22 protein-coding genes and 1 pseudogene are annotated in these 23,452 nt (G+C 67.4%); 11 read left to right on the top strand and 12 right to left on the bottom strand.

Annotated elements, in window-relative coordinates:
- Positions 1 to 69: 69 nt before the first annotated feature.
- Complete coding sequence (locus ACWGJM_RS12590; RefSeq protein WP_453411641.1) at positions 70 to 276, bottom strand: hypothetical protein; 207 nt, start codon at positions 274 to 276, stop codon at positions 70 to 72.
- Between the two features lie 995 nt (positions 277 to 1,271).
- Between ACWGJM_RS12590 and ACWGJM_RS12595 the strand changes: the two genes are divergently transcribed.
- From ACWGJM_RS12595 to ACWGJM_RS12605, 3 genes are read left to right on the top strand one after another with little or no spacing between them, the layout of a single operon-like run.
- Positions 1,272 to 3,416 carry a helix-turn-helix transcriptional regulator gene (locus tag ACWGJM_RS12595; RefSeq protein WP_453411642.1) on the top strand — a complete coding sequence of 715 codons (2,145 nt, stop codon included), beginning with the start codon at positions 1,272 to 1,274 and terminating at the stop codon, positions 3,414 to 3,416.
- A 3-nt stretch (positions 3,417 to 3,419) separates the two neighbouring features.
- Positions 3,420 to 4,415 (top strand): hypothetical protein, encoded by a 996-nt coding sequence (locus ACWGJM_RS12600; RefSeq protein WP_453411643.1) that lies wholly within the window; start codon positions 3,420 to 3,422, stop codon positions 4,413 to 4,415.
- On the top strand, positions 4,412 to 5,302 hold the full coding sequence (locus tag ACWGJM_RS12605; RefSeq protein WP_453411644.1) for a DUF6339 family protein: 891 nt from the start codon (positions 4,412 to 4,414) through the stop codon (positions 5,300 to 5,302). The genes ACWGJM_RS12600 and ACWGJM_RS12605 overlap by 4 nt, the downstream gene beginning before the upstream one ends.
- On the opposite strand, the gene ACWGJM_RS12610 is transcribed toward ACWGJM_RS12605, so the two are convergent.
- The 7 genes from ACWGJM_RS12610 to ACWGJM_RS12640 all read right to left on the bottom strand — a co-directional run bounded on the left by ACWGJM_RS12610 (position 5,292) and on the right by ACWGJM_RS12640 (position 15,688).
- Entirely contained in the window at positions 5,292 to 6,650 is a 1,359-nt protein-coding gene (locus ACWGJM_RS12610; protein ID WP_453411645.1) for a DNA cytosine methyltransferase, read from the bottom strand. The two genes, ACWGJM_RS12605 and ACWGJM_RS12610, sit on opposite strands and share 11 nt — an antisense overlap.
- Entirely contained in the window at positions 6,647 to 7,657 is a 1,011-nt protein-coding gene (locus ACWGJM_RS12615) for a DNA cytosine methyltransferase (RefSeq protein ID WP_453411646.1), read from the bottom strand. Before ACWGJM_RS12615 ends, ACWGJM_RS12610 begins: the two co-directional genes overlap by 4 nt.
- Complete coding sequence (locus ACWGJM_RS12620; RefSeq protein ID WP_453411647.1) at positions 7,645 to 8,055, bottom strand: very short patch repair endonuclease; 411 nt, start codon at positions 8,053 to 8,055, stop codon at positions 7,645 to 7,647. Before ACWGJM_RS12620 ends, ACWGJM_RS12615 begins: the two co-directional genes overlap by 13 nt.
- A 54-nt stretch (positions 8,056 to 8,109) precedes the next feature.
- The gene (locus tag ACWGJM_RS12625) at positions 8,110 to 10,998 is read right to left on the bottom strand and encodes a Z1 domain-containing protein (RefSeq protein WP_453411767.1); all 2,889 of its coding nucleotides are present in this window, start codon (positions 10,996 to 10,998) and stop codon (positions 8,110 to 8,112) included.
- A 121-nt stretch (positions 10,999 to 11,119) separates the two neighbouring features.
- Complete coding sequence (locus tag ACWGJM_RS12630; RefSeq protein WP_453411648.1) at positions 11,120 to 12,697, bottom strand: ATP-binding protein; 1,578 nt, start codon at positions 12,695 to 12,697, stop codon at positions 11,120 to 11,122.
- Positions 12,698 to 13,026: 329 nt separating this feature from the next.
- Positions 13,027 to 14,061 (bottom strand): hypothetical protein, encoded by a 1,035-nt coding sequence (locus ACWGJM_RS12635; protein WP_453411649.1) that lies wholly within the window; start codon positions 14,059 to 14,061, stop codon positions 13,027 to 13,029.
- 151 nt (positions 14,062 to 14,212) lie between these two features.
- Entirely contained in the window at positions 14,213 to 15,688 is a 1,476-nt protein-coding gene (locus ACWGJM_RS12640; RefSeq protein WP_453411650.1) for a beta-1,6-galactanase, read from the bottom strand.
- Between the two features lie 280 nt (positions 15,689 to 15,968).
- Here ACWGJM_RS12640 and ACWGJM_RS12645 point away from each other — a divergent pair, with 280 nt between their 5' ends.
- Entirely contained in the window at positions 15,969 to 16,811 is an 843-nt protein-coding gene (locus ACWGJM_RS12645) for a class E sortase (protein ID WP_453411651.1), read from the top strand.
- Positions 16,812 to 16,820: 9 nt separating this feature from the next.
- Here ACWGJM_RS12645 and ACWGJM_RS12650 read toward each other — a convergent pair whose 3' ends face one another.
- Positions 16,821 to 17,570: a CDP-diacylglycerol diphosphatase gene (locus ACWGJM_RS12650; RefSeq protein WP_453411652.1), complete on the bottom strand. Its 750-nt coding sequence runs from the start codon at positions 17,568 to 17,570 to the stop codon at positions 16,821 to 16,823.
- A gap of 336 nt (positions 17,571 to 17,906) precedes the next feature.
- Here ACWGJM_RS12650 and ACWGJM_RS12655 point away from each other — a divergent pair, with 336 nt between their 5' ends.
- From ACWGJM_RS12655 to ACWGJM_RS12665, 3 genes are read left to right on the top strand one after another with little or no spacing between them, the layout of a single operon-like run.
- Entirely contained in the window at positions 17,907 to 18,218 is a 312-nt protein-coding gene (locus ACWGJM_RS12655; protein WP_453411653.1) for a hypothetical protein, read from the top strand.
- A gap of 10 nt (positions 18,219 to 18,228) precedes the next feature.
- A complete protein-coding gene (locus ACWGJM_RS12660; RefSeq protein ID WP_453411654.1) occupies positions 18,229 to 18,522 on the top strand; it encodes a WXG100 family type VII secretion target in 294 nt (97 codons plus the stop codon).
- A gap of 27 nt (positions 18,523 to 18,549) precedes the next feature.
- A complete protein-coding gene (locus tag ACWGJM_RS12665; protein ID WP_453411655.1) occupies positions 18,550 to 18,810 on the top strand; it encodes a DNA-binding protein in 261 nt (86 codons plus the stop codon).
- Between the two features lie 210 nt (positions 18,811 to 19,020).
- Here ACWGJM_RS12665 and ACWGJM_RS12670 read toward each other — a convergent pair whose 3' ends face one another.
- On the bottom strand, positions 19,021 to 19,923 hold the full coding sequence (locus tag ACWGJM_RS12670; protein ID WP_453411768.1) for a YceI family protein: 903 nt from the start codon (positions 19,921 to 19,923) through the stop codon (positions 19,021 to 19,023).
- Between the two features lie 187 nt (positions 19,924 to 20,110).
- Positions 20,111 to 20,297 (bottom strand): annotated as a pseudogene (locus tag ACWGJM_RS12675) (IS5/IS1182 family transposase); the annotation flags it as partial.
- Positions 20,298 to 20,456: 159 nt separating this feature from the next.
- Between ACWGJM_RS12675 and ACWGJM_RS12680 the strand changes: the two are divergent.
- The 4 genes from ACWGJM_RS12680 to ACWGJM_RS12695 are packed head-to-tail and all read left to right on the top strand — an operon-like array spanning position 20,457 to position 22,014.
- Complete coding sequence (locus ACWGJM_RS12680) at positions 20,457 to 20,924, top strand: SRPBCC family protein (RefSeq protein ID WP_453411656.1); 468 nt, start codon at positions 20,457 to 20,459, stop codon at positions 20,922 to 20,924.
- A 48-nt stretch (positions 20,925 to 20,972) separates the two neighbouring features.
- Positions 20,973 to 21,185 carry a hypothetical protein gene (locus ACWGJM_RS12685; RefSeq protein WP_453411657.1) on the top strand — a complete coding sequence of 71 codons (213 nt, stop codon included), beginning with the start codon at positions 20,973 to 20,975 and terminating at the stop codon, positions 21,183 to 21,185.
- Between the two features lie 3 nt (positions 21,186 to 21,188).
- Positions 21,189 to 21,695: an Imm50 family immunity protein gene (locus ACWGJM_RS12690; RefSeq protein ID WP_453411658.1), complete on the top strand. Its 507-nt coding sequence runs from the start codon at positions 21,189 to 21,191 to the stop codon at positions 21,693 to 21,695.
- Positions 21,685 to 22,014 carry an Imm50 family immunity protein gene (locus tag ACWGJM_RS12695; protein ID WP_453411659.1) on the top strand — a complete coding sequence of 110 codons (330 nt, stop codon included), beginning with the start codon at positions 21,685 to 21,687 and terminating at the stop codon, positions 22,012 to 22,014. Before ACWGJM_RS12690 ends, ACWGJM_RS12695 begins: the two co-directional genes overlap by 11 nt.
- A gap of 24 nt (positions 22,015 to 22,038) precedes the next feature.
- On the opposite strand, the gene ACWGJM_RS12700 is transcribed toward ACWGJM_RS12695, so the two are convergent.
- Entirely contained in the window at positions 22,039 to 23,442 is a 1,404-nt protein-coding gene (locus ACWGJM_RS12700) for an MFS transporter (RefSeq protein ID WP_453411660.1), read from the bottom strand.
- Positions 23,443 to 23,452: the final 10 nt, after the last annotated feature.

Genomic DNA, 23,452 nt, shown 5'->3' on the forward strand with positions numbered 1-23,452 from the left:
TCGACGGAAGGCGCGATCGGGGCCCTCAAGGAGTCTCTAATACGCTTCAGCGTGGTGTATTGAAAAATCTCAACCCAAGGAGTGGGTGCCTGAAGGCAGCTTCAGAACGCGCTCGGCCAGGTCAGGGAAACCCTTGATGAAATCTGCCTCGGACAGGCAGTACCACTCAAGGAGTTCGGCCACCTCCTCTCCGTTCTTTGCTATTTGCATTTGCAGCTTAAATCCATTTACTTCCCGGCCTGAGTTCAGGTACTCGCCGTATCCTTGTTCGTCCATGAATGTTTCACCCCTGTCGTGTCGAAGTCGTCAAGTCGCGCAGGGGTGGTTATGGTTCATGTCCCCCTGAATGGGTAGCTCATCTTTTTGAGATGCGTACCGGTAAAACACGCTAGCGGGCGCAGAGCTTGCGTCGCCAGTGTTTTGAGAAAACGGGAAAATTTTGCTAGGCCGCACCGACTTGGCGGCCGCGCGAATGCTTGATCGTGTCAGGTGTGCGAGCGTTGTTGATCTACGAAGTCGGGATATGGGCGCACTTCTCTCTCGGCCGCCCGGTCTACCCGTAGGTGTTTCGTGAGCGAGGCGGCACTTCCGCCGTCATGGACATTACCGAATGGTCCCGCGATCTGGCAAGACCAACTCCTCGTGGAAAAACGGGCGTTGGGTCGTTCCTTCGTGGCAAGCTGCTCGTGGAGCCTGGCTCGGGAATCAGAGTCCCTTGCTCGGCGAGCTGGGCGCCGGTAACCCCGCCGGGCGGCAGCCGGTGATCAGGCAGACGCGCTCGATGGTGAGCTTGCCGCTGGTGAAGTCCTTCCTCCAGCGCACGACTTGGAGGGCCTGGCGGGCATCGGCGTATTCGAAGTGTGCGAATACGCCGAGCGATCAGCACCGCAGGCGGCGGCCTTCAGCCGCCGGATTGCCGGGGTGGTCGAGGCTGATCTCATGCCAGGCACGCCAGGGCAGACGGCGGACCCTGTCGAACAGGGGCCCGGAAGGCGGGGATCTCGTTGCTCTGCCGGTGGGGGCGGGCGAGGGGGCCTGCCCCCACCGGTGGGGGCGAGGGCGTCTGGTTGAGGATCGGCGTGACTTGAGAGCGTTCAGTGCACCCCAGGGAGGCCTATTGGTATGCAATGGGACAGAACGGGCAGTGAAGTGAAAGCGATCAGGGCAATCGGATCTATCAACTAATGATTGACAGGATCTTGATCGTCAAATTAGCCTCCTGGTCTGCCGCTTGCGAGCCGCACGCGGCCCCCGGAAGGAGCAGGTGGCGCGTGGAGACAGGTGAGGAGTTCGGGCCTTGGTTGGCCCGACAGCTCAAGCTCGCAGGGAAGACGCAGGCCGAACTGGCTGATGAGCTGAGGCTGACTCGGGCTGCCGTCTCCGCGTGGATCACCGGAAGGTCGACTCCCCGGCCGACCGTCATGACGGACATCGCCAGGGCGCTCGGCACGGACCTCGGCACGGTGCACACCCGAACCACCGATACCCAGGTCGGCCTCCCGGTCACCTGGTACCACCGTCCCGGTTACCCCGACGGCGGCCGTGAACTGGGTAACGCGGCTGCCTTCGCCTTCGACGCCGACGTCCAGGTCCTCGCACGCGAGACCTGTCAGAACAGCCTCGACGAGCGACTGGCGCAGAACGGCCGCCCGGTCCGTGTCCGTTACACCCTGCACGAGCTGACTGGCGAGGCCTTGGACGCCTTCCGTGAGGCGATTCTCTGGAACGACCTCTTCCCCCACTACTCCGCGGTCTCGGAGATCGCCGGCAACCAGAAAGTCGGTCGCGTCGTGGACGCCGGGGTGCGCGACATGTACGAAAAGGGTCGTCTGGTCCTGCTCCGAGTCGACGACTACAACGCTTCCGGCCTCATCGGCGACGACTACGCGGACGGGAAGTTCGCCGCCGTGGTCAGGCGTCAGCTGGAGAGCCTCAAGTCCGGGCACGGCGCGGGTGGTTCGTACGGCCTGGGCAAGGCGACGTTGTGGGCCACCAGCGCCCTCGGACTCGTCCTCATCAACTCCACTCTGTCCGTGCCTCATGAGGGGCGTACCGAACGTCGGGTCATCGGCCGCCTCGAACTGCCGTGGCGCGAGGTCGACGGCGAGCCGTACGCGGGTCCTGCCTGGTTCGGGCGCCCCGATCCTGATTCGCCCGGGGCCAGGGTTGCCCGTTCCTGGTGGGCCGACGAGGAGACCGTGGCTCACCTGCACCTGACCCGGGAAAGCGACGAACCCGGCACTTCCTTCCTCATCGTCGGCGCGCATGACGTGGCCAGTCTTGAGGAGAAATCGTCCGAGGGGGACGACGAGACCATGGGTGAGGAGGGCAATGAGGACACGCGTGACATCAGTAAGATGCACCGCCGACTGGTCAAGGCGCTGGGGCGTGACTTCTGGGCCGCGATGACCGGTGGGGGCAGCAGGCTTCCCCTCCTAGAGGTCTCTGTCCGTACGTTGCGCAACGGCGACGTGGTCGTACCGGAGGAACAGGTGGACCCGTCTGTCGAGCAACCCTCCCGGACTCGTGCCCTGAGGGCTCATTACGAGGGGACCACCGTGGATCGGCTCACCGAAGCCGGGCAGGTGGCGGCACGTAGTGTTCCGTTGAAGCTTCCGTTGTCCGGAGGCGCCGTGGGGACTCTCGGGACGCACCAAGCGGTCCTGTTGGTCACTGAAGCCGCCAATGACAATGACACGCCGAAGAACCAGGTGCACTCGCTGCGTGGTAACCGCATGACCGTCAAGAAGGCCACAGTTCCGAACCTGCCGCTCGGTACCAACCCTTTCCAGGCCGTTCTCCTGGTGGGGGACGCAGCCGGGGAATCGGCCCCCTTTGCGGAGGAGGCCGAGGAGTTTCTGCGTGCGGCGGAACCGCCTGAGCATGACCGGTGGGGGCAGACGGAGGAGCTGACCCTGCGCTGGTCGCCCTCGGCGTACCGGCGGATCAATACGCTGACCACTGAGGTCAACAATGCTGTCAAGGAACTCGTCGCAAGGCCCAAGCGTGGCAGTCGCGAAGGCGGTGAGGCCCTGCGCAAGGCGTTGACCGTGAAGAAGAGGCCCAAGGCCAAGGCACCGTCCGGGCCGGTGGTTCCGGTACTGGACGCGCTCGATGCCACGATCGGCGATGGCGGTGAGTGGCAGATCACCGCAGAAGTGAGCATCCCGCGGGGCGACGAGGTCGTCCCGATGGTGCCGGTCGCCCAGCTGGACGTGCGCTCCGGGGGTCGCCCGAAGCTGGATTGGGCAGAACTAGTGGCCATCGAGGGCTGTGAGGTGGAGGACGGGACCCTGCGCTTCACGCCGGGCGCGCGGCGCGCGAAGTTCCGAGGATCCACCGATGTCACCAGCCACCCGGTGAGGACCACGCTCACCCGCCTCGTCCTCGAACTCCGTGCCGGCAAGGGGGAGTGACGCGTGAAGATCTACCCGTACAAGCGGCTCAACCGGCCGGTCACGCTCAGGGTGACCTCGGTGTCCCTCAAGCTCTCCGACGGCACCCGCGATCAGCTGGAGACCACCGCGTACTCGACCCAGCAGCAGGCCGTCGCACTTGGCATCGCGGGCCACACCGACTGGGTGAGCGCCACGATCGGCCTCTCAGCGACGCTCCCGCCCGGGGCGAACGCGCCGGACGCCGCCTGGTCCGATCTGCGCGTCCTCGCCGTTCTGACGGACGGTGAGACCAATGTCCGCACCTCCGCGGCCCTCACACGTGACGCTGAGGACGGCCGTGACTGGTCGGGCTCCCTGGAGGTGCTTCGTGACGATCACTTGGGTCGGGCCTCCCTCGCCGTGCATGCCGTCGGGACGGTGAACGGAATACGTGGACGGTCGATCGCCGAGACCGACCGGAGCTGGATCGTCGACACGGTTTCCGAGGAGCCGGTCCGTGGGCTCCAACTGGACGTACAGAAAGCCTCGTTCAAGAGGAGCTCCCGGGAGTGGCTGCAGGCTTACGCCGACGCGCCCTGGATCGTGGACACCTCGGCCAGGGTTCCCACGGTGTTCGTGAACACCGATGTCGAGGGGGTCATCGGGCTGTTGGACAGCAGCGGTTCTGGTGTGGAGAGCAAGGTGCGTGACCTCCTGGTCGCTCAGATGGCCACCGATGTCTGGACCGCGGTGTTCCACAGTGCCATCGGTGATCTGGAGGTGGAACCTGGTGGTGGCCCGGTCTTCCCGAGCGACTGGCAGGGCGAGGTCCTGCGCGAGATGCTCCCGGACGTGATTCCCGGCGTGCATGTCGAGGAAGCCCTGCGACAGGTCCATCGCCGGCGCACTGGAGACTCGGGTTGGGTCGAGCTCCAGACCCGCATCCACTACGCGGCTGTCCGCCGTGCTGATGCCACCAGGGCGCTTGCCTATGCCATCCGCAGTCTGGAACAGACGAACCGAGAGAGTGAGAAGTGATCACCCAACCGAACCACGTTCCGGAGCGTTTGGCGCTGCTCCCTACCTCGGCCGTCGATCCGTTCCTCACCGAGGAGCTGCTCAAAGGCGAGCAGGTACACGGCGGCATCGAACTCGCCAAGGTCGTCGAGTCGCTTCCCGAGGACGACGCCAGGTGGTCGGTCGAGCCAGTCCGAAGCCTGGTGGAAGACGCTATGTTCGAGTTCCGGGAGGACCGTACCCGAGCAGACGCGTGGCTCGCGCCGCGTCTCCACGCGACGCTGCGTCTGACGCGGCGAGAGGCGGCGGACAGGCGTCTGTGGAACCACATCGCCTTGGCGGTGGCCCCCGACTATGTGGCCTGGCGTCACCTGTCGGAGCCGACCGCGAAGAAGCCGGAGAGGCGTATCGCCGCGGAGCGTTTCCGGGGCCCCGCGGACCGTCAGTGCTTCTCCCGTCTGTGGTGGGCGGCTGAGCTCTTCCGGAACGGGCCGGACTATGAACCGGCCGAGGCCGCCTGCGGAAACCAGGACCTCATCCACACCGTTCTCCGGATGGAGCTGATCGACCACCGTCCCACCGCCCAGGCCCTGGTCCGTCTTTTGAAGAACGGACAGGTCTCCACCGGGCGAGACATCAACGGCCTCAGCATCGCGATCAACGCTGCCGGAGCAACCTTGATCTACGACGTTCTCGCACCGGATGAGCCCCTGAACCCTGCTTCCTTGCGGGAATGGATAGCCGAGGCTGGATCGGCACCACCGGTCGAGCGGCACGAACTCCCGAAGGGGCCCGACGAGGATCCTGTTCCGGAGAAGTCCGTGGCTGCCCTCACCGAATACTTCGCGGAGCTGTTCGAGACGGCGCCGGTCAGGGGCCGGGCAAGCGCGGACCGACCTACTGCTTGACCGACGCCTTCTTACGCGGTCGCGAGGAGGGCGGCGGCACCTGATCCTTGGCGCGCGGGCACCTGTCCGTGCAAGCGTCCGCGTCCCCACAGCCGTGGCTTCGCAGCTTGGCCCGCTGCTCCTCCGTGGCCGCTGGCCACGGCTTGTCCAGGACCTCAATGTCGGGCACGGGAAGGCCGAGCGCGGCGCTCAGCAGGTGCATACCGAACGCGGGCGGCACGGCATTGCCTACCTGCTGGGCCTGTGCCGTACCGGACCACGGGTAGTCCGGCGGGAAGCTCTGCAGCATCCCCGCCTCGTTCATGCTGAATCGTGCGCCCTCGTGGACGATGTTCTCGTCGAGATGTTCGAAGACCACGAAGCGGGAGATGCGGCCGGTTACGGTGGCGGCGGGCTGCTGATCGGTCCGTACCCCGCGCCGTCCCGGGTTTCCGGAGCTGCCGTAGTTCGAGCGGACCAGGAAGGGGGTGGCTCGCCCAGGATGCTTGCCCGCCTGGTTGCGGAGCACTTCACCCATCGACCTCCACGACTCCAGGTCCTTGTCGGTCTTCTCCCGCCCTTCTTCAACCTCCGGTGCGCGGCTCTCGTCCAGGGTCGGCTGATGGACCTGGCTCTCGGCCTGGTCGTTCCTCCGATTCCATTCCTTCGGCTCGTAGGCGTGATGGGTCCGCGGAGGCAGCGAGGGCTTACCGAGTCCTATACGCCGAGCGATCAGCACCGCGCGGGATCGCGTCTGCGGCACCCCGTATGTCTCGGTGGCGAGAACATCGAAGACGACTTCGTACTTGGTGCCGTCGGGCAGGCCCTTGTTCGTCAGCGCCCTGGCGTAGTGTTCCCAGACCGGGGCGACCGTGGGTACCTGTTCCAGGACGATGACGTCATACGGGCGGTTCGCCCGGTTCGGGCTCCTGGTTGCTTGGATGGCGTAGCGAAGAGGCTCGAGAACCAGGGCGGTGCGCGGGTCGCTGAGCTTCTTTAGATCCTCGTCGATCGCTTCGTCGGGCTCGCCCGCGATCAGTCGGCGGATGAACCGCTTGACTTTCTCCAGGGCTTCGCGGCCTGCGCCGTGACCGGCCACCGAGTAGGTCTGGCACGGAGGTCCACCGGCAAGCACATTGATCTCCGGCGGTAGCGACTCGAAGTCGTCCCGGCGAACCGCGCTCACATCGGCGTGGAGGGTGTCCAGCCCCGCCGCGTATCGAGTCAAGCAAGCGCTCTTGTCCCACTCGATGCCGAGACTCGGGATGTCGAGCGCGTGTCCGGCGACGTCCAGTCCTCCGGGTCCCGCGAAGAGATCCAGGACAAAAGGCCTGTCGAGGATGGATTGCTGGGGCGCCGTGCTGGTCATGGGGCTGAAGTGTAGCCGGCAGCGAAGGTCGCCGGATCACTGTTCAGCGCTTCGGCGACGGCTCGCCCGAGCGCCTTCCCGACAGGCGGCGGGGTCGCGTGTCCGACCTGACGATACCGGGCGGTCTTGAGCCCGCTGATCTGCCACGTCGCGGGGAAGCCCTGCAGCAGTGCCGCCTGTTCGACCGTGAGCTTCACCATATTGTCCCTGCCGAGTTCCGGATCCCAGACGAAGTCCGGACCGGGGACTCTGTCACCGACGGTATGCGCGTTCACACCCATCGTCGCCCACTTCTTTTTGGCTCTGGTGGGCCCCAGGTCGGCGCCACCCCGGTTCTTCGACCCTCCCACCAGCGTGGGAGCCGGCTGATCGGCCTGGGCGGCCCAGTGAGCGGCGTCCGTCCAACCTCGTACGGCCATGGACGGCTCCAACGCGGCACCGACCGTCATCGGTTCGCGCACTGTCGGTACCGGTGGTCGGAAAGCCCTGGCCCACTGTCGTTGGACAGCTACCAGGACTCCATGCTTCCTGCTCTGAGGTACGCCGAAGTCGACGGCGTTCATGACGAACCAGCTGAACGCGTATCCCAAGTGATCCAGTTCGGTATGGACGAAGTCACGAAAAGGTTGATGGATCTCGGAATGGACGAGCTCGGGGACGTTCTCGATGAGCACCGCCCGCGGTCTGACGGCATGAACGAGATATACGGCTGCTTGCAAAAGCCGTTGTTCCACACCGGTGTCCACCCGCCGGGCAGTCGCGCTCGACCTCACCCGTGGCAGGCCGGCCGTCAGGAGGTCCACGTCGTAACTCACGGGGTGCTCGGCCGGATCGAAGTCCAGCAGGTCCGTGCACAACACGTTCCACAACGGCCGGTTGGTCCGCAGGGTCGTGACGGCCAGCTCGTCGTCGTCCAGCAGTAGGCGCGGCTCGAACCCCGCCTGCTCCAGTCCGAGGGCGAGTCCGCCTGCTCCAGAGCACACATCGACGAAGGTCAGATCCCCCACTCTTTCCCTCTCCTCATGCCTTCTGCCAGCCGACGTTCCACAGCCGCTCTCACCCGTACGGCCACTTCCTCAGGAGCCTCATGCTCCCAGAACCGCAACACCGTCCACCCGTGCGCGGTCAGGTGCGCCGTCGTCTCCCTATCGCGGGCCATGTTCCGGTCGAGCTTCGTGCGCCACCACTCAGCGTTGGCCCTCGGCTGCGTAGCGTGTTGCGGGCACCCGTGCCAGAAGCACCCGTCGATCAGGACGGCGACCTTGGCCCGGGTGAATGCCACGTCGATACGTCGCCGCGTCATGCCCGGCACCGGGTACTCCACGCGGTAGCGCAGGCCGGCCGCGTGCAGCAGGCGTCGCACGGCCAGCTCGGCGTTCGTGTTCTTGCTGGCCTGACGCGACATGCGTGCCGAGACGTCGGGGGAGGAGGGCCTCACGTTGTCCAATGGTGTCGCGCCTCAGGAGTGTGCGTCGTCTCGGTCGATAACGATCGCATCCTGCCGGCCCGAGTCGACCGTACGGAACCGGATCAGCGGGCGACCCGTCCCCACCGACGACTCCGGCGCGACGAGGGAAAAGGCTATGACGACGTCACCGGCGTCCACCGTCCTGTCGGAGGCGAGGCGGGGCTCGGATTCGATCACCGGGTACAGCAGCAGTGCCCCGCGGCGCGGGCGGACGAGCCGCTCCACCGGCGGGTTTCCTGCCGTCCCGACGGCGCCCGCGATGCGCAGCACGGCAGCGCGGTGCTTGGGCTCACTGAGTGCGCCGAACAGCGAGCCGCGCCGGCGCGTACGGCGAGCTGGGGTGAAGGGGCCATGACCCAGGATGCGGACCTCCGTGCGCTTGGCCGAGGTCTGCAACGGTGTGATCACGAGCCAATCGTCGATCCCCGCCGGCTGCCGCCCCGCCTCCAGTAGGAACTCCAGATGCGGCGAGAACTGGCTCGGGATCGACCACCGCAGGTCGCACAACACTCTGGTCAGCGTCTCGTGCGAGACCGTCCCCACGCGCGCCTCGTACGAGGTGCCCTCTCCGACCGACAGGCGCACCGGGCCCTCCCCCAGCGCGGCGAGCACGGGCTCCCAGCATCCGGTGTTGTGGGCCAGCTCGTCCGAATCCTCGGGGTAGGCGGTCGGCTCCACCCAGGTCCCCGGCGACCGTACCTCCACCAACTCCGCGTTGAACATCTTGTTCCGGGCCGACGGCTTCACCCACGGCAGGTGCTGGGCCACAAGCGGTGGGATCTGAGAAGGGGTGACCTGGGGGCGGCCGTCCACCAAGGGAGCGTAGCGGGCCAGTTCGGCACGGAAGAGTTCCTCGTCGCGGCAGATCGCCTCGAAGGCCTCGTACAGGTCGACGGTCTTGGCATTGCGGCCACGCCCGAGAGACTCCTCACGGCCGATGTAGAGGCGTACGAAGTCACGGTACCCGGGCCGGAAACCGAACCAGCGACCCATCTGCATCAGGGTGTCGGCCTGTTGGGTAGTGCGGCGGTAATACGTGATCGTCAGGCCCTCGACCGTGAAGCCACGGGACAGCTTGGTGCCGCCTACGAGGATCTTCCAGACGTTCGGGGTGCGGTCGAAGTCCAGATCGGGCTGGGCGTAGTCGCGTTCGCTGTCGCCGTTGACGACGATGACCGGGGTGCCTCCCTTGGCGATGAGCTGGTGGGCGCGGGAGATGTAGCGCTTGAGGTCCGCGTACGTCGCCGGGGTGGGCAAGGCGCTGGCCGCGTACGTGTGGAAGTCCTTCTCAAAGAGGGAGGCGAGGCGGGCATGGCCTTCCGGCCCTGTGTACGCGGCGTTGTGCCACATCGTGCTGATGCGCAGGGCGAGGGCGGTGTGCTCTGCCATCCTGACCGACTCGTGCACCAGCATGGTGTGGTGGCGGAACGGGCCCTCGGGGACGCCGTGGTCAACACGGTAGAGCTTGAGTGCGCCAGTGAGGACGAAGGCGTCCATGGCCTCCTGGAGGCGGTCGCCCGTGGAGTCGTAGATGCCTCGGACGTGCTTCTTCTCGGTCTCGCCTGCGCCGTCCTCGACGTCGTCCAGGTCATGGAAGTCCTGCACGCCCATGTAGCCGGTGGGACGCGGGAGGGAGATCAGGAAGTCGCGAGGGAAGAGGTCTTCCTCGTCACCCGGGTCGATGAAGACGTTCGCGAAAGGAGTCGCGGTGTAGCCGACGTACTGGGCGCGGGGCAGGAGCTTGAGGAGTTTGCTGATCTGACCGTTGATCGCGGTGCGGGTGACCGTCCCGGCCTCCCATTTCTTCGGGTCCGTCGTGTTGACGGAGGCCTGGTCCGACTCGTCATCGATGATCAGGGCCGGTATCTCGCTGAGGATCGGACCCATTTTCTTGAGGTCCTTGACCAGCTTCTCCAGCACCGACTTGTTCTTCTTCACAACCATGACGCGGGCGCGGGCCGCATGCAGGTTCGCCGGGTCGTACAGGGGCTTGGTGCGGTCGGGCTTCTCGAACTCGAGGGCGCTGATGCCGCGTTCCAGCGCCATGTAGTCACGGTCGCGAGAGGTCAGACGCTCGATGTCGAAGGCGCCGAGCGTGGAAGGGCGGGCGCCGAACGAGACGAACTTCGCGGGCCAGTCCTCGTCGTCCTGGTAGTCGATACCGACCAGGGCGTCCGGGTCGTTCGCATCGGCGGCGCCCAGGATGTTCTCCTGGCCGATCAGTTCCATGTCGAGCCGGCGCTGGGTCTGGCCGCGCAGCAGGTTCAGGGTGCCGCCCAGGACGATGACCAGGCGGTAGCCCACGTCGATTGCCTTTGCGGTGACGCCGGTGAAGTTGGCGGTCTTGCCGGACTGTACGTAACCGACGACGAGTCCGCGTGCACCGTAAGAGTCGTCACGGGTGGGGTCGGCAAGCCGCTCCACGACCGCATGGGCGGCCTCGTCCAGGCTGGAGACCGCCGCGTCGCTCCAGCCCTTGCGGCGCAGCAACTGCTCGTACGAAGTCCAGTAGAACGAGCGATTCGCCGCCTGCTCCCGGGTGTACCAGGGCTGGAACTCGCGGCTGATCGTGACAGGACCCGGTTCTTTGTGGACCGGGACGGCTGCGTCGAGCGCTTTGCATAGATCCGCGCCGAACGCGAGCTTGTCGTAGACCTCGGCGCGGCGCTCCGGGGTGCGAGGCGTGGTGGCCGACCAGGCGGGGGACTGTTCGAAGTCCCATGCGGTGAGCTTGCGGCGCCAGAGAGCGAGCAGTTCGTCGCCGGGGCCCGCGGTCAGGATGCGCTCGCCGAAGTGGGATATGTCCGTGTCGGTCGGTTCGTCGGCGTCGCCGAGGGCGAAGGCAAGTTTGGCGAAGTGCCTGGGGCCGCGTCGGCTCATCGCGTCGAGAACCTCGCCGTGGAAGTCGGTGAGGTGGTCGACAGCGGGCTTGTTCTCGGTGGTCACGGCGGCTCGGCAGCCTCTCTGGGAGTACGGGAAGATGCGGGGGGAGAGAAGTGGCCTAACCCTCGGCGCGGGCGAGTTCCGCCCGTACCGCGGTGACGAGCACGCTGTTCCACAGGGCGACCTTGTCGGTCTGGTTGGCCCAGACCCGCTCCTTCTGGAAGATCTCGTTGAGCATCAGATAGAGAAGGCTCTTGAGGACCGGGGCATCGTTGGAGCCTCCGCGTCGGCCGCCGTTGAAGGCGTGCCGGTAGTCCTTGTTGAGGACGACCAGGCGCTCCTTGTGGTCGATCGTGAAGAGCAGCTCGGCGGAGTCGACTCCGGAAGGCACGTCGAGCTTCGCCCAGGTGAAGGCGATGGGGTCGTCGCCCTCCAGCTGGGGCAGTTCGTCCCGCAGCGTCCGCTTCAGCTTCGGGTCGATGCCCTTGCCGGGTGGGATGACGGCCACGCGTTTGACCTCGGTTCGCCGCTTGGCGGCCTCGCGATAGGTCGCCTCGGCCTCGCGGACGTACTCGGTGAAGGTGTGGCCAGTGCTGGGGTCTGCTGCCTTCTCCAGTCCGCGGGCGAACGACGGGGTGACCTGGACGCCGTCCTTCTTGACGGTCAGGGCGAACACGTCGTTGGGCTCGGGCGGCAGATCGACGGCGATGCGGGCGAGGGAGAGGTGGCCCTCCGGGCTCCGGGTGTCGTTCCAGCCGCCGGCCTGGACGAGCCGGTCGTTGCGGTAGAGGTAGAAGCCCTGACGCTCGGCGAGCGGTCCGATGCCGCGGTATGCGACGAGCGGTGACTTGGGCGGCCATATGTGCGCGGTGAGTGAGACATCGCCGACGCCCTCGACAGGCGCGATGTACGTACGGGGATAACCGGGGCGGCCCGGGATCCGGTAGCCGAACGGGTCGATGGGCTCCACGCCCCGGTGGTCCAGTTCCTCGCGGGCGTGGACGTCCTCGACGACGATGTCTACGTGGAAGTCGTCGCCGGCCAGGAAGCGGTGGAGGTAGAGACCGAGATGGGTCTCAAGCCGTTCGATCGCGTCATTGAGGTAGCGATCGGTCTGGCCGGTGGTGATGGTCTCGAACGCGCGCACCTGGTCCCAGCGCACGATCGTGCCGTGCCAGTCGATGATCCCGTCGTAGCGGTCGATCAGGCTCTGGCAGTACATCGCATCGACGATGTCGCAGGTGAAGTCGGCCTGCGCGCGGGCGGTGAGCCAGCGGCGGCCGGCCGACGGGCTGCTCTTGGTTCGGCTGATCACGGTGAGCGCGTCGGCGTGCGAGAGGGAGGCGGCCTTCAGCCCGGCGCCGAAGTGCCCGAGGGCGCCGGCAGCGTACTCCTCCCGCCCGCCGACGGTCATTGCCGTGTCCAGACCTGCCTCGTCCATGCCTCGGCCGTCGTCGATGACGAGCAGGCCGGCGAGACGGTCTCGTCCGCCGTGCTCACCGGTGTCCCGTAGGAAACTCACGACGACGTTGTGGGCACCTGCGTCGATCGAGTTGTCGATCAGGTCAGCGATGGCCGCCTCGAAGCCGTAGCCCTGGTGCGCGAGCGATTCGAACGACCTGGCCGCCGGGGGGAGTCGCTTGCTGCCGATTGTGGGGACGTCGTACTGCCAGTCGACGCCAGGCTGGTAGGGCATGGTTCCTCAAATGCACAGGTCAGGGCCCGCTTCACAAATAGCGGCCCCCTACATCCAACAGACGGTGGGTGTGACCGTACTGCAAAGGTTGGACATAGGGGGAGGTGGATGCCGAACAGGGGCGATAAATCCCTTATTTGACAGCATCTTTGGCCAGGGATTCTCCTCTCGGATCACCCTTTATGTGTATATGCCTTCTTCGCTCGATCGCACTGAGACCGGCATGGTTCCGCAAGTCGGTGAGCCGTAGCGGGCTCCAGCGCGTGTGGAGCCAGGAGGGTGGGCAGCAGTCGGCCTGGACTGCTGGCCAGGGTTGTGGGCGTGCCAGGTCACGCCCCGTGGCAGCCCTCGTACCCCCGGCCCGACGCACACCAGCAAGCCACCCCCCGCTGAGGCGGCCAAGCCACCGCCCGCCCCCGTGCCGCCAGCGTCGTCGCATACTGCGGCAGCAGAGTCACCTCCGCCGGGGACGAGCCCTCCGACGCCGCGAACGCCTCATAAGAAGGCACCGTCCCCGTCACGATCCCCAGGTTCGGCGTCCCCGAGGACGCCAGCTCGCGCAGGGACGACTCTATGGTCGCGAGGTGCTGCTCGTGGGAGGGGTACTCCGCCGCGAGGCCCGGGTACGCGGCGAGCAGTTCCGCCAGCTCGTCGGCCGGCCAGTGGAGGATCGCGACCGGGAAGGGGCGGGAGAGGGCCTCCCGGTAGGCGCCGAGCTCGGCTCGCAGGCGGGAGATCTCCGCTTCCAGTTCGGCCGGGTTGTCCGACCCGAGGGACCAGACTCGCTTGGGGTCGTGGAGTTCGTCCAACGACACCGACGAAGAGTGGAGGGTGTCGGCCAGGGCGTCCCAGTCGTCGTGGGGGAGGCCGAGCATGCGGCGGACGCGGTGGCGGCCGTAGAGGAGGGGGTGAGTGGAGTAGGGGGGCTCCGTGACGTCCGTCAGGAGCAGCGTCGCGGCCTCCGTGAACGTGTCGTGCGCCGCCTCCAGCTCGTCGTGGGTCTCGAGGGCCTCCGCCACGATGACCCAGGGGGCGGGATCCCGCGGAGCGGTCGCGCGGACGCCGTCGATGATCGCGCGGGCCTCGGCCTCGTGGTCGTACTCCCAGAGGTTCGAGGCCTTGAGGGCCCGTACCAGGTGGGGGTTCTCCAGTTCGGCCGACGAGCCGGCCGAAGAGCCGTCCGACGAGGACAGCAGGCGGTCGTAGAGCGCGGTCGCGGCGGGGCGGTCGCCGGAGAGTTCCAGGTGGGCCGCGGCCTGGAGGAGCAGGGCCTCGGCGTCCTCCGGGTACAGGCCGGCGGTCCGCTCCAGGCGTGCCGCTTCGGCGGTGTGGTCGACGTTCTCGGCAGGCGTGTCGGGGCGCATGGGGGACACCGTAGCGCCGACCGGTGACAAAGGGAGAGGCACATTCCTTCGAGTCCCACGGTCATCGGTCGGTGGTGTCCCCCCGGGGGGCGCGGTCAGCAGCGGTCGGCCGAGGCCGGCCGCGGGGTGTCCGGCGCCGGTGGCCGACGGCTCATACCGTCACCCCGTCCACCTGCAACGTCTGCACCGACTTCGCCGCGAACGGCACGCTCACCGTCTTGCCGGACAGGTAGGTGTCGGAGTGGGAGGCGTAGAGGTCGCTGCCGCCGGTCGTGACCGTGTTCCAGCGGGGGACCAGGCCGCCGGAGCCGCCCGTCACCGTGGTGAAGCGGGAGAGGTCGAAGGTCAGGGTCTGGGCGGAGGAGGCGGTGTTGGCCGCGACGATCACGAGTCGCTTGGCGCTCTTGTCCAGGGCCGCCGCCGCGTAGCTCACGCCCGTGTCGAGGATCGTCATCCCGGGGCGTATGTGGCGGCTGAACTGCGCCATGACGTAGTACTTCGTCTGTACGGCGCCGGGCTGGAGCGTGTTCGCGTCGTAGGCGATCATCGCCCAGCCGGAGCTCGGGTCCATGACCTGCCAGTAGACCCAGGCGGTGGGGTGCAGCCAGCGGAAGTCGTAGAGGAGGTTGCCGGCGAGGGTGATGCCGGTGCCGTCGCTGTCGCCGGTCTCGGAGTTCCACAGGGCCTTGCCGGCGGTGGTCACCACGTCCGTGTAGAGCAGGTCCCGGCGGCCGCCCGAGCCCTGGTAGCCGTGGACGTTGACGCGGTTGACGTAGCCCTTCGTGGTGGAGCTGAAGGAGCTCCACGTGGTGCGCGCCAGGTCGTAACTCGTCTCGTCCGACGCGGAGATCTTCGTACTCGTCAGGCCGCGTTTGTCCAACTCGCTGCGCAGGTAGGGGAGTACGGCAGCCTGGACGGTCGCGTCCATGTGGCAGCCCTCCTGGGTGCCGGTCGCCGTCCACCAGCTGGAGCTGGGCTCGTTGAAGGCCTCGACCGTCGCGAAGTTCACGCCCCAGTTGTTCTTGGCGTACAGGGCGACGGCGGCGAGGTGGGAGGCGTGCTGGCGGTAGTTCCAGGACTGGAGGTTGTTGCCGCCGCCGGAGGCGCCGGAGGGGTTGTGGTTCAGGCACATCCACCACATCGGGGAGTTCGCGAAGAGCTCGCTGGTCGCGCCGCGGGCCGTCGCCTTCACCAGCATCGCGCGCTGGGTGGCGTCCGCCGTCCACTTCCAGGCCGAGGAGGTGGGGTCCTCGTTGTTCCAGTCCTGCCAGTAGCCCTCGATCTGCTTGAACGCGGGGATGTTGGCGGAGGCCACCATGCTCTCGCCGTTCACGCTGTTCGAGCTGCACGCGCCGAGGTTGTAGCGGGCGATGTTCAGGCCCAGGCCGGGGAGCGAAGTGCCGTTGTACGTCGTCGACTTGGTGGTGAAGAAGATGTCGGCGAAGTCGTCCCGGGCGCCGAAGACGTTCGCCCACCAGGCCAGGGAGGTACCCCAGCCCTCCCAAGTTCCGTAGGTCGTAGACGGGTTGACGGCGATCGTCGCGTCGGCGCGGGCGGTGCCCGTGGCGAGCGCGCTGCCGAGCAGGCCGCCTCCCGCGGCGGCCAGGAGTGTTCTGCGTCGGATCATGGCTTGTGTCGTCTGCCTCTCCGTGCGGCTCAGACACCGGTCGTCCGGGTCGTTGTCGACCGGGCCGGTGTTGACTCGTCCCCCCGCGTGCCAAGTGGAAGCATCGGGTGTGGCCCGTGGGGTTGTCGAGGGTTGCGACAGCCCTTTCTAAAACCGGTGGAGGAAGTGATCGTCCGGCAGTCGCGCGACCGGAATCCCTGTGGCTCTGGTGACTTGGAGGCGTGCGCCTTATCGTGCGGGCGGCCCCGGCCGAGGCGGCGTGTGAGGAGGCGTACTGCGTATGCGGGCTTCCGTCGTTCGACCTCTACCTGTCGTACGGCACAGCACCCTGCGGCGGCGTGCTCGGCGCCGGCGGGTGCTGTGGGGCGGGGGCGAGGTCCTCGTGACCGTCGGGGTCGTCCTCGCGCTCCTGGTCGTGCATCAGCTGTGGTGGACCAACCGGGAGGCCCGGCGGGGGGCCGAGCGGAAGGTGGAGGCGCTGGAGCGGGAGTGGGGGGAGGGAGCCTCCGGCTCGTCCGGTGGGGCGTCCTCCGGCACGTCCGGCACGTCCGGCACGTCCGGCACGGATACGTCGTCCACGTCGCCGTCTTCCCGGTCGCGTACGGGGATTGCCGCGGGGCAACGGTCGTACGCCACCGGGGTCGGCTCGACTCAGCCCCGCCGCTCCCAGGCCTACGCCATCCTCACCATCCCGCGCCTCGGGCTGCGCGTTCCGATCGCCGAGGGCGTGAGCAAGCCGAACGTCCTCAACCGGGGGTACGTGGGTCACTACCCTGGCACCCAACAGCCGGGCCAGGCCGGGAACTTCGCGGTCGCCGGGCACCGGAACACGCACGGTGAGCCGTTCCGCCACCTGCCGCGGCTGCGCCGCGCGGACACGGTGGAGGTCGAGACGCGGTCGGCGACCTACACGTATACGGTCGACAAGATCCTCCCGCAGACCTCGTCGCGTGACTCAGGGGTCATCCGGCCTGTACCCCGGTCCATCGTCAAGCCGGCGTACGGGTACAGCGAGCCGGGGTACTACGTCACCCTGACGACGTGCACCCCGGAGTTCACCTCGCGGTACCGGATGGTGGTGTGGGGGAAGCTGGTGTCGATGCGGCCGCGTACATCCAGTTGACCCGCCGGCTCACTTGCAGATGAGGACGCTGTCGCAGACGGCGATGCCCTGCGGGGCGGCCGGGGGATGGGCGAGGTTGTCCCAGCTGTTGAGAACGTAGTACCCATCGGCCGAACCGGCGCCCGCCTCGATGACGATCATCGTCTGGTCGCCCATTTCCTCACCGCGTGTGACGACGACCACGTTGTCGTACAGCGCCTTGAAGAGGTTCAGGGTCTTGAAGCTGTCGACGTGGACGACGCGGTAGCTCCGCGGTTGGGACTTTCCGCCCGAGTCCTGTCCGGTGACCGTGGTCAACACCGCGGGCCAGCTCCTCAGGTCCTTGGCGATCGTGCCCGCTTGCCAGGCCTTGTCGAGCTCGGCTTTCACCCCTGGGCGGACCGCGGACATGTGGATGTGCAACTGCTCGTGGGAGCGGTGATGGGCCGCGTTGATCCCCAGCCCGACCTGGCCCCACTTCGGGCCTTTGAACCAGGAGACGGCTCTGTCCTGGGCGACTTGCCAGTAGTTGTTCCCGGCGAAGGCGCCGGACACCAGGTCGGGGCACTCGATGCCTTTGATGCGGTCGGTGGCGACCAGGAGGAATCCCTGTGCTCCTTTGGACACGAGCCAGAAGCTGTTGATCTGCCTCTCCAGGCAGTCCCAGGCCATGTGCCAGAGAAACTCCTTCTCCCTCTCCACGGGGTCGTTGGGGTCTCCGCACAGGGCTACCGGGGGCGCGGTGAGGGTGTCCCTGCTCTCCCCGTACTCGTCGGTCATGGCAGTACCTCCGTGGTGATCGGGCGGGGGCGGCGGCTGCCCGGCCGGCAGTGTCCCGGGCCCCGGCCACAGTGGGCGGGGCGCTGACGGAGACGGGGGGGCGGCGTCGCACTGCCTCCGCGGGCGCGTGGCTGACGCCTGGCTGACCCGTTCGGGTCGGGCACAAGCTCTACAACCACCGTCCCACTACCTGCGAGTCGTCGCATCCGCTGACCACAACGACCGTTCACCGGCGGTTCTTTGCGTGCCCTTGGGTCTGCCCATACCTCCCGGATCACCCGTCTCCCTAGTGTCGAGGGGTTGGCATGTGCACACAGTGAAGTACGGGGGCTGGTCATGTCTGACCTGAAGAAGGAAGCCGCGTCGATGCACAAGGCGGCGTCGGGGCTGCGGACGGTGGGGCATCACACGGCGAAGCCGCTGACCGACTTCAAGGAGCAGCAGCACGATCTGAAGGCGCTGGGGGCGCTGGGGTCGTTGCTGGGTGCGAAGGACGAGATAGAGAAGGGCATGACCACTCTGTCCAAGCTGACCAAGCAGCTTGACGAGGAGTGGGAGGCGGAGGCGAAGCTGATCGGCGAGGTGTCCGACGCCTTCGATCTGCTGGACCTACTACTGGCCGCCCAGGCCCGGGCGAAGAAGGGCTGAGGCGCCGACCATGGTGGATCTCAACCCGCTGCACTACATCAACAAGTTCAACCACATGTTCGGCGACTCGATCGCCAGTGGGCTCGAGTTCCTGGGGATCTCGGATCCGGCGGTGGATCCGGACGGGGTCCGGGAGATCGCGAAGAAGTGGCGGCATCTGGCGAAGGGCCTGGAGGACGCCGCTGCCGCATCCGACCGGGCGCTGTCGGGGGTGGTGTGGGAGGGCAAGGCGGCCAAGGCCTTCCACAAGCGGTCCAAGGCGGCCCGGAAGTCCGCGACGGAGATGGCGCTATCAATTCGATAGAGACGGTAACTTCACAGGGACGTTTTGATGAGTGACGAGGGTCTGGGTACGGAGATCGGTTTGCGCTTGCGCCGCCTTGCCGGAGGGGAAGCCAGTCGTGACGAGGTCGCCGGTTGGGCAATGAGTTTGATTGAGTCAGACGCGCCTGAACTGAATGACGGCCGGATTTGGACCGCACTTGACCGTTTGGCCGGCGCTGACCTCATGGTGGGACCCGGGCAGTACCTGCACGGGCCTGAGGACTTCGAAGCGTGGCTTGCCGAATTCGACGTGAGCCGTGAGTCGTGATCCGGCGGCCGTGGCCGAATGGGCACCTCGCTGACGATGGTCCGGGTATACGGCTACGCCTGGCCCTGCGGCTGGTGCCGCAAGGTGCGGCGGCGCCTGACGCCCTGCCGGAGCTAGTGGGCCTGCTGGGCTGCGGTCGGCGGGTAATTAGCCGCGCACGCGAGCAGGTGTCTCACATCGTTCACGGACCGTTCGCGGACCGCGTTGCCGTTACTTGAACTTCAGCTGCGTGCCCTTGGGCACGATCTGGATATCGAGTTCGACCTTGATGTTGGAGCCAACGACTGCGATGCCACGGGCCAGCATCGTCTTCCAATTGATGGTGTAGTCCTCACGGTGCAACTCGGTGGTGGCGTTGACGGCCAAGCGGGTCTCACCCTCCATGCCGACGCGAATACCGCCGTAGTTGGCGTCGAGGGTCACCGTGCGGGTGACGCCGTGCAGCGTGAACCCGCCGGTGATCGCCCAGTTGTTTCCGCCGCGGTGCACGAAGCGGTCGCTGTAGAACTCCATGGTGGGGTACTGCTCCACGTCGAGGAAGTCCGCGGACCGCAGATGGTCGTCGCGCATCTGCACATTGGTATCGATCGAAGCGGCGTCGATGACGACATGCATCGCCGAGTCCTCGATGGTGTTGCCGATCCGGATCGCGCCGGCGAAGTTGTTGAAACGGCCGTAGACCTGGGCGAGGCCGATGTGGCGTGCGGCGAACCCGATCCGGGTGTGGGCCTGTTCGATCTCCCATTCGCCGGGTTCGGGCAGCGGAAGCGATGGGGCTGTCTGGAGTGTGATGTCTCCGGGGCCGCTCGGCCCCCCGTCATCGGTGACCGGAATGCTGTCCCGGTAAGGGGCGAAACCCTCGGCGGAGACGGCCAGTCGGTATTCCCCGAAAGGAACCATCGCCACGACCAGGCCGTAGGGATCGGCCTCACCACTCACTACCTTGCGACCGTGGCTGTCGTTCACCGTGAACTCGGCTTGGCCCACCGGCTCGCCCAAGGGGTCGAGGACCCTGCCGATGAGGAGACCTGCGCCGGGCGGCATGGTGAGTCCCGTGAGTGGGCTTCCCCTCCGCTGAGAGGCCTTCCGTCGGTCGAGAAGGCGGCTGATCATGGTGTGCGTACCCCTATGCGGTCGCGCTCCGCGGGCCGCGCACAGCGCGATGTCGGCCAGCGACCCATGACGGATACGCATTCGATTCTTATCCGTTCGAGGAAAACGTACAGGCAAGTGGAGGCTCTGGCTCAGCCGTGGTTAAGGGGTCCTGTGAAAATGTCAAGGAGTCCTGTGAAAATGAGGTCTTCAGGCGTCGCCGGCAGATGACGGCCATGCCGAGGAGTGAGGAACGCTTCGTGAATGTCGTCGCGGACCTCCCGGCGGATGCGTAGGCGGCGGAACCAGTGCGGGAGGGCGAATGCCAGTTCGACGACCCAGCGGTGGACGCCCAGGCCGGAGCCGTGCTCGACGCCGCGGCGGACGATGACGGGGCGCCTTCGGGGGTGGCCGCAATGCGGTGAGGAGTCGTCAAGTCCCGTGGAGTAGCGCGTCATGTGGACTTGTTGGTCGCGTCCTTATTTCCTGGCAGGTTTCTTCGGCGGGTCGTTCAGCGGCTCCTGGCGGAACCTCTTTGCTCCTAGGATCGGGTCATGAGCAGGACCGACCGCGCCAGCCGGGTGATCGCGGCACCACCGGCGACTGTCTACGGCGCCCTCCTCGACCGGGATTCGCTCGAGGCCTGGCTGCCGCCGCACGGCATGCGCGGGCGGGTCGAGCGGTGGGATCCCCGCCCTGGGGGCGGGTTCCGGATGGTCCTCACCTACCTCGACCCCACCGACAGCCCCGGCAAGACCTCGGATACGACGGATGTCGTCGATGTCGCCTTCACCGACCTGGTGCCACCGGAGCGCGTGGTGCAGCGGGCGGTGTTCGAGTCCGACGACCCGTCATACGCGGGCACCATGACGATGACCTGGTATCTCGCAGCCGCCGGTGACGGGACCGAGGTGACTGTCACCGCCACGAACGTGCCACCCGGCATCGACCAAGCGGTGCACGAGGCCGGCATCGCCTCCTCGCTGGCCAACCTCGCCTCGTATGTGGAAGCGTTCGGCTGACTCGAGCCGGCTGTGCCCGGGGCCGGCCACGATGCTCTCTCGCGCGGAGTGATTGTCAAGATCAGCGCCTCGTTCGTCGCGGACGTTGCCGATGCGGCGGATGGAGGGCCGTCGCCTCTCCTGCTCGACTGGATCGAGTGCCACGGGCACCGGATGGACGCCGTTGATCCGCCCTACCGCGCGAAGGCCCATCTGTCCGGGGACGGTGTTGCCCTGCTGGAGAAAGGCGTTGTGGTTGCTGCGGAATTGCCGGGGGAGTGAGACATGCGGGGCATTGCTCAGCGTCTGGTGAATCCGGAAGCACTCCTGGCCCTCTACGGCGAGGTTCCTGAGCAGTCGAGCGGTGGTGTCCGGGTTCGGTCTTTCAACCTGAACTGGCGTGGGCCCACGCTGACGTTGCGCGTCGATCTGCCGTCCTTTCCTCGGTTCCCGCCACCGGAGTGGGTCGAGGAGGGGATGGACACCGTGCAGTGTCAGTTGGAGTTTCTGGCGGTGGAGCGTATCTCCCTGAGCGAATGGGACCCGCCTGCTGTCGGTGACATCGAGTTCGCTCCGTTCGGGACCGAGCGGCGTATGCGGGTGACCGTGGACGGCAGCGGGGTGTCCTTGCGGTTCGAGTGCGGTGAGTTCGTGACCCTGCGGCATGTGAGTGCGTTCAGGGGCGGGGACGACGGGTCGGACGGTGGGCGGCATCTGTTCGTGAGCAGGGTCGACGCGCGGCGGTACCGGGCGCTTCCCGGCACGGAGGACAAGACCTTCTATGAGCGGTGACTGGCTGGGGCTGGTGGAAGCCGGTGGATACGGGCTGTTCTATGTGCACATCGACGAGCGCGGGGACTCGGTGACCTTGGGGTTCGAGAAGGTGGAGGAGGCTGAGGGCTTCGAGTTCTACGTCGTCTTCGCGGGGGTGCGCCGGCTGATGGTCACCGGGTGGGGTGCCGAGGAAGCGCAGGACGTCCGGGTGTCCGTCCGTGAGGACGAGGACGAGGGGTTCGACGTCGTCCTTGGCGCTCCGCGATCCGGGATCGCCTTCCGGGCCGCCGCTGCCCGCCTGGCCAAGAGCCGTACCTATCCTGCGGGGGGCTGCTGACCCGGGGCACCCGCCGAGCCGCCTTCACTCCCGTCCGCGAGCCACTGTCACGGTCGCCGCCCCCGCCACGGCCAGACCAGCCGACACCACCATCGCCACATTCGCGCCGTGCGCCAGGCCCCCGCCGGACGACGTGGCCAGCGCGATCGTCAGGGCCACGCCCGCGCACGAGCCGATGTAGCGGAACGTCTGCTGGGCTCCCGAACCCATCGCCGCCCGTGCCGTCGGTACCGATTCCACGGCCAGCAGGGGCAGCGCCGCGTTCAGCAGGCCGCTGCCCACTCCGCCGATGATCAGGCCCGGCAGCAGCCGGGTCCAGGACCCCGCGCCGATCGCGCCCAGCATGGACAGGGCGCCCACCGCGTGGAGGAGGAAGCCGGCCGCCAGTTGGTGGCGCGGTGCGACCCGGCCCGCGAGCCGCTTCGCCTGAAGGGCGACCAGGAAGGACATGCCGGACCAGAGCAGGAACAGCCAGGCCGTGTCCATCGCGGACAGGCCGAGCGTCTGCTGGAGCAGTGCCGGGAGGAAGCTGAACAGGCCGATCACGGCCAGCCCCGTGAACAGGCCGCCGGCGGAGGAGCCGAGGAAGCGGGGGCGGCGGAGCAGGCTCAGGTCGATCATCGGGGTCTTCGACACCCGCTGCTCCACGACCGCGAACAGGCCCAGCAGCACGACCGTCGCCGCCAGCAGCAACCCCACCGACGCCCGCAGCCATCCGTCCCGGCCCAGCGTCAGCGCGGCCACCAGGGCGACCAGGGCCAGTCCGAAGGTCAGTGCGCCGAGGATGTCGGGGCGGCCGTCCCTGGGCGCGCGTGACTCGGACAGTCGTCCCATGCCCAGGGCCGCCACTACCAGTGCTGCCGCGCCCAGGACGCCGTACGCCACCCGCCAGGACGGCATCGCCCCGCTCACCAGCGGGCCGGCCGCTATGCCGCCGCTGACGAACGCGCCCCACACGCCGGTCGCGTGCAGTCGCCCCCGGGCGGTCGGGAAGGCCGTGACCAGCAGGCCCAGGCTGCTCGCCAGGATCGCCGCGCCGGCCGCGCCCTGGGCGATGCGGGCCAGGGTGAAGGCCCAGGTGGAGGTCGCGAGACCGCCCAGGGCGGTGGTCAGGCCCAGGGCCAGGGTGCCCGCGAGGAAGATCCGGCGGCGGCCGTAGTCGTCGGCCAGGCTGCCGGCCACCAGGAGCAGGGCCGCGAGGCCGAGCGGGGTGCCGTTGAGGAGCCAGGCCTGGGCGGAGAGGGGGGTGTGCAGGGCGGCCGCCGTGTCCGGGAGCGTGACCATCGGGGCCGTGTACGTCATCAGGGCCACCGCCGTCGCGACGCTGGTCAGGGCCAGGGTGGCCCGGGGGCGTGGGGGTGCCCCGGCGTGCGGTGCCGCTTTCGCCGTTGTCCGCGGCGGCGCGTTCGTGGTGTCCGGCTGAGTCATGACTGACCTC

The sequence above is a fragment of the Streptomyces sp. NPDC054834 genome (genome assembly GCF_053611185.1).

Excerpts from the sequence above, each read along its gene's own strand:
- ACWGJM_RS12590 (WP_453411641.1), bottom strand. The coding sequence starts at position 276 with ATGGACGAACAAGGATACGGCGAGTACCTGAACTCAGGCCGGGAAGTA.
- ACWGJM_RS12610 (WP_453411645.1), bottom strand. The coding sequence starts at position 6,650 with ATGACCAGCACGGCGCCCCAGCAATCCATCCTCGACAGGCCTTTTGTC.
- ACWGJM_RS12620 (WP_453411647.1), bottom strand. The coding sequence starts at position 8,055 with ATGTCGCGTCAGGCCAGCAAGAACACGAACGCCGAGCTGGCCGTGCGA.
- ACWGJM_RS12625 (WP_453411767.1), bottom strand. The coding sequence starts at position 10,998 with ATGAGCCGACGCGGCCCCAGGCACTTCGCCAAACTTGCCTTCGCCCTC.
- ACWGJM_RS12630 (WP_453411648.1), bottom strand. The coding sequence starts at position 12,697 with ATGCCCTACCAGCCTGGCGTCGACTGGCAGTACGACGTCCCCACAATC.
- ACWGJM_RS12635 (WP_453411649.1), bottom strand. The coding sequence starts at position 14,061 with ATGCGCCCCGACACGCCTGCCGAGAACGTCGACCACACCGCCGAAGCG.
- ACWGJM_RS12640 (WP_453411650.1), bottom strand. The coding sequence starts at position 15,688 with ATGATCCGACGCAGAACACTCCTGGCCGCCGCGGGAGGCGGCCTGCTC.
- ACWGJM_RS12645 (WP_453411651.1), top strand. The coding sequence starts at position 15,969 with ATGCGGGCTTCCGTCGTTCGACCTCTACCTGTCGTACGGCACAGCACC.
- ACWGJM_RS12650 (WP_453411652.1), bottom strand. The coding sequence starts at position 17,570 with ATGACCGACGAGTACGGGGAGAGCAGGGACACCCTCACCGCGCCCCCG.
- ACWGJM_RS12655 (WP_453411653.1), top strand. The coding sequence starts at position 17,907 with ATGTCTGACCTGAAGAAGGAAGCCGCGTCGATGCACAAGGCGGCGTCG.
- ACWGJM_RS12660 (WP_453411654.1), top strand. The coding sequence starts at position 18,229 with ATGGTGGATCTCAACCCGCTGCACTACATCAACAAGTTCAACCACATG.
- ACWGJM_RS12665 (WP_453411655.1), top strand. The coding sequence starts at position 18,550 with ATGAGTGACGAGGGTCTGGGTACGGAGATCGGTTTGCGCTTGCGCCGC.
- ACWGJM_RS12670 (WP_453411768.1), bottom strand. The coding sequence starts at position 19,923 with ATGATCAGCCGCCTTCTCGACCGACGGAAGGCCTCTCAGCGGAGGGGA.
- ACWGJM_RS12680 (WP_453411656.1), top strand. The coding sequence starts at position 20,457 with ATGAGCAGGACCGACCGCGCCAGCCGGGTGATCGCGGCACCACCGGCG.
- ACWGJM_RS12690 (WP_453411658.1), top strand. The coding sequence starts at position 21,189 with ATGCGGGGCATTGCTCAGCGTCTGGTGAATCCGGAAGCACTCCTGGCC.
- ACWGJM_RS12695 (WP_453411659.1), top strand. The coding sequence starts at position 21,685 with ATGAGCGGTGACTGGCTGGGGCTGGTGGAAGCCGGTGGATACGGGCTG.
- ACWGJM_RS12700 (WP_453411660.1), bottom strand. The coding sequence starts at position 23,442 with ATGACTCAGCCGGACACCACGAACGCGCCGCCGCGGACAACGGCGAAA.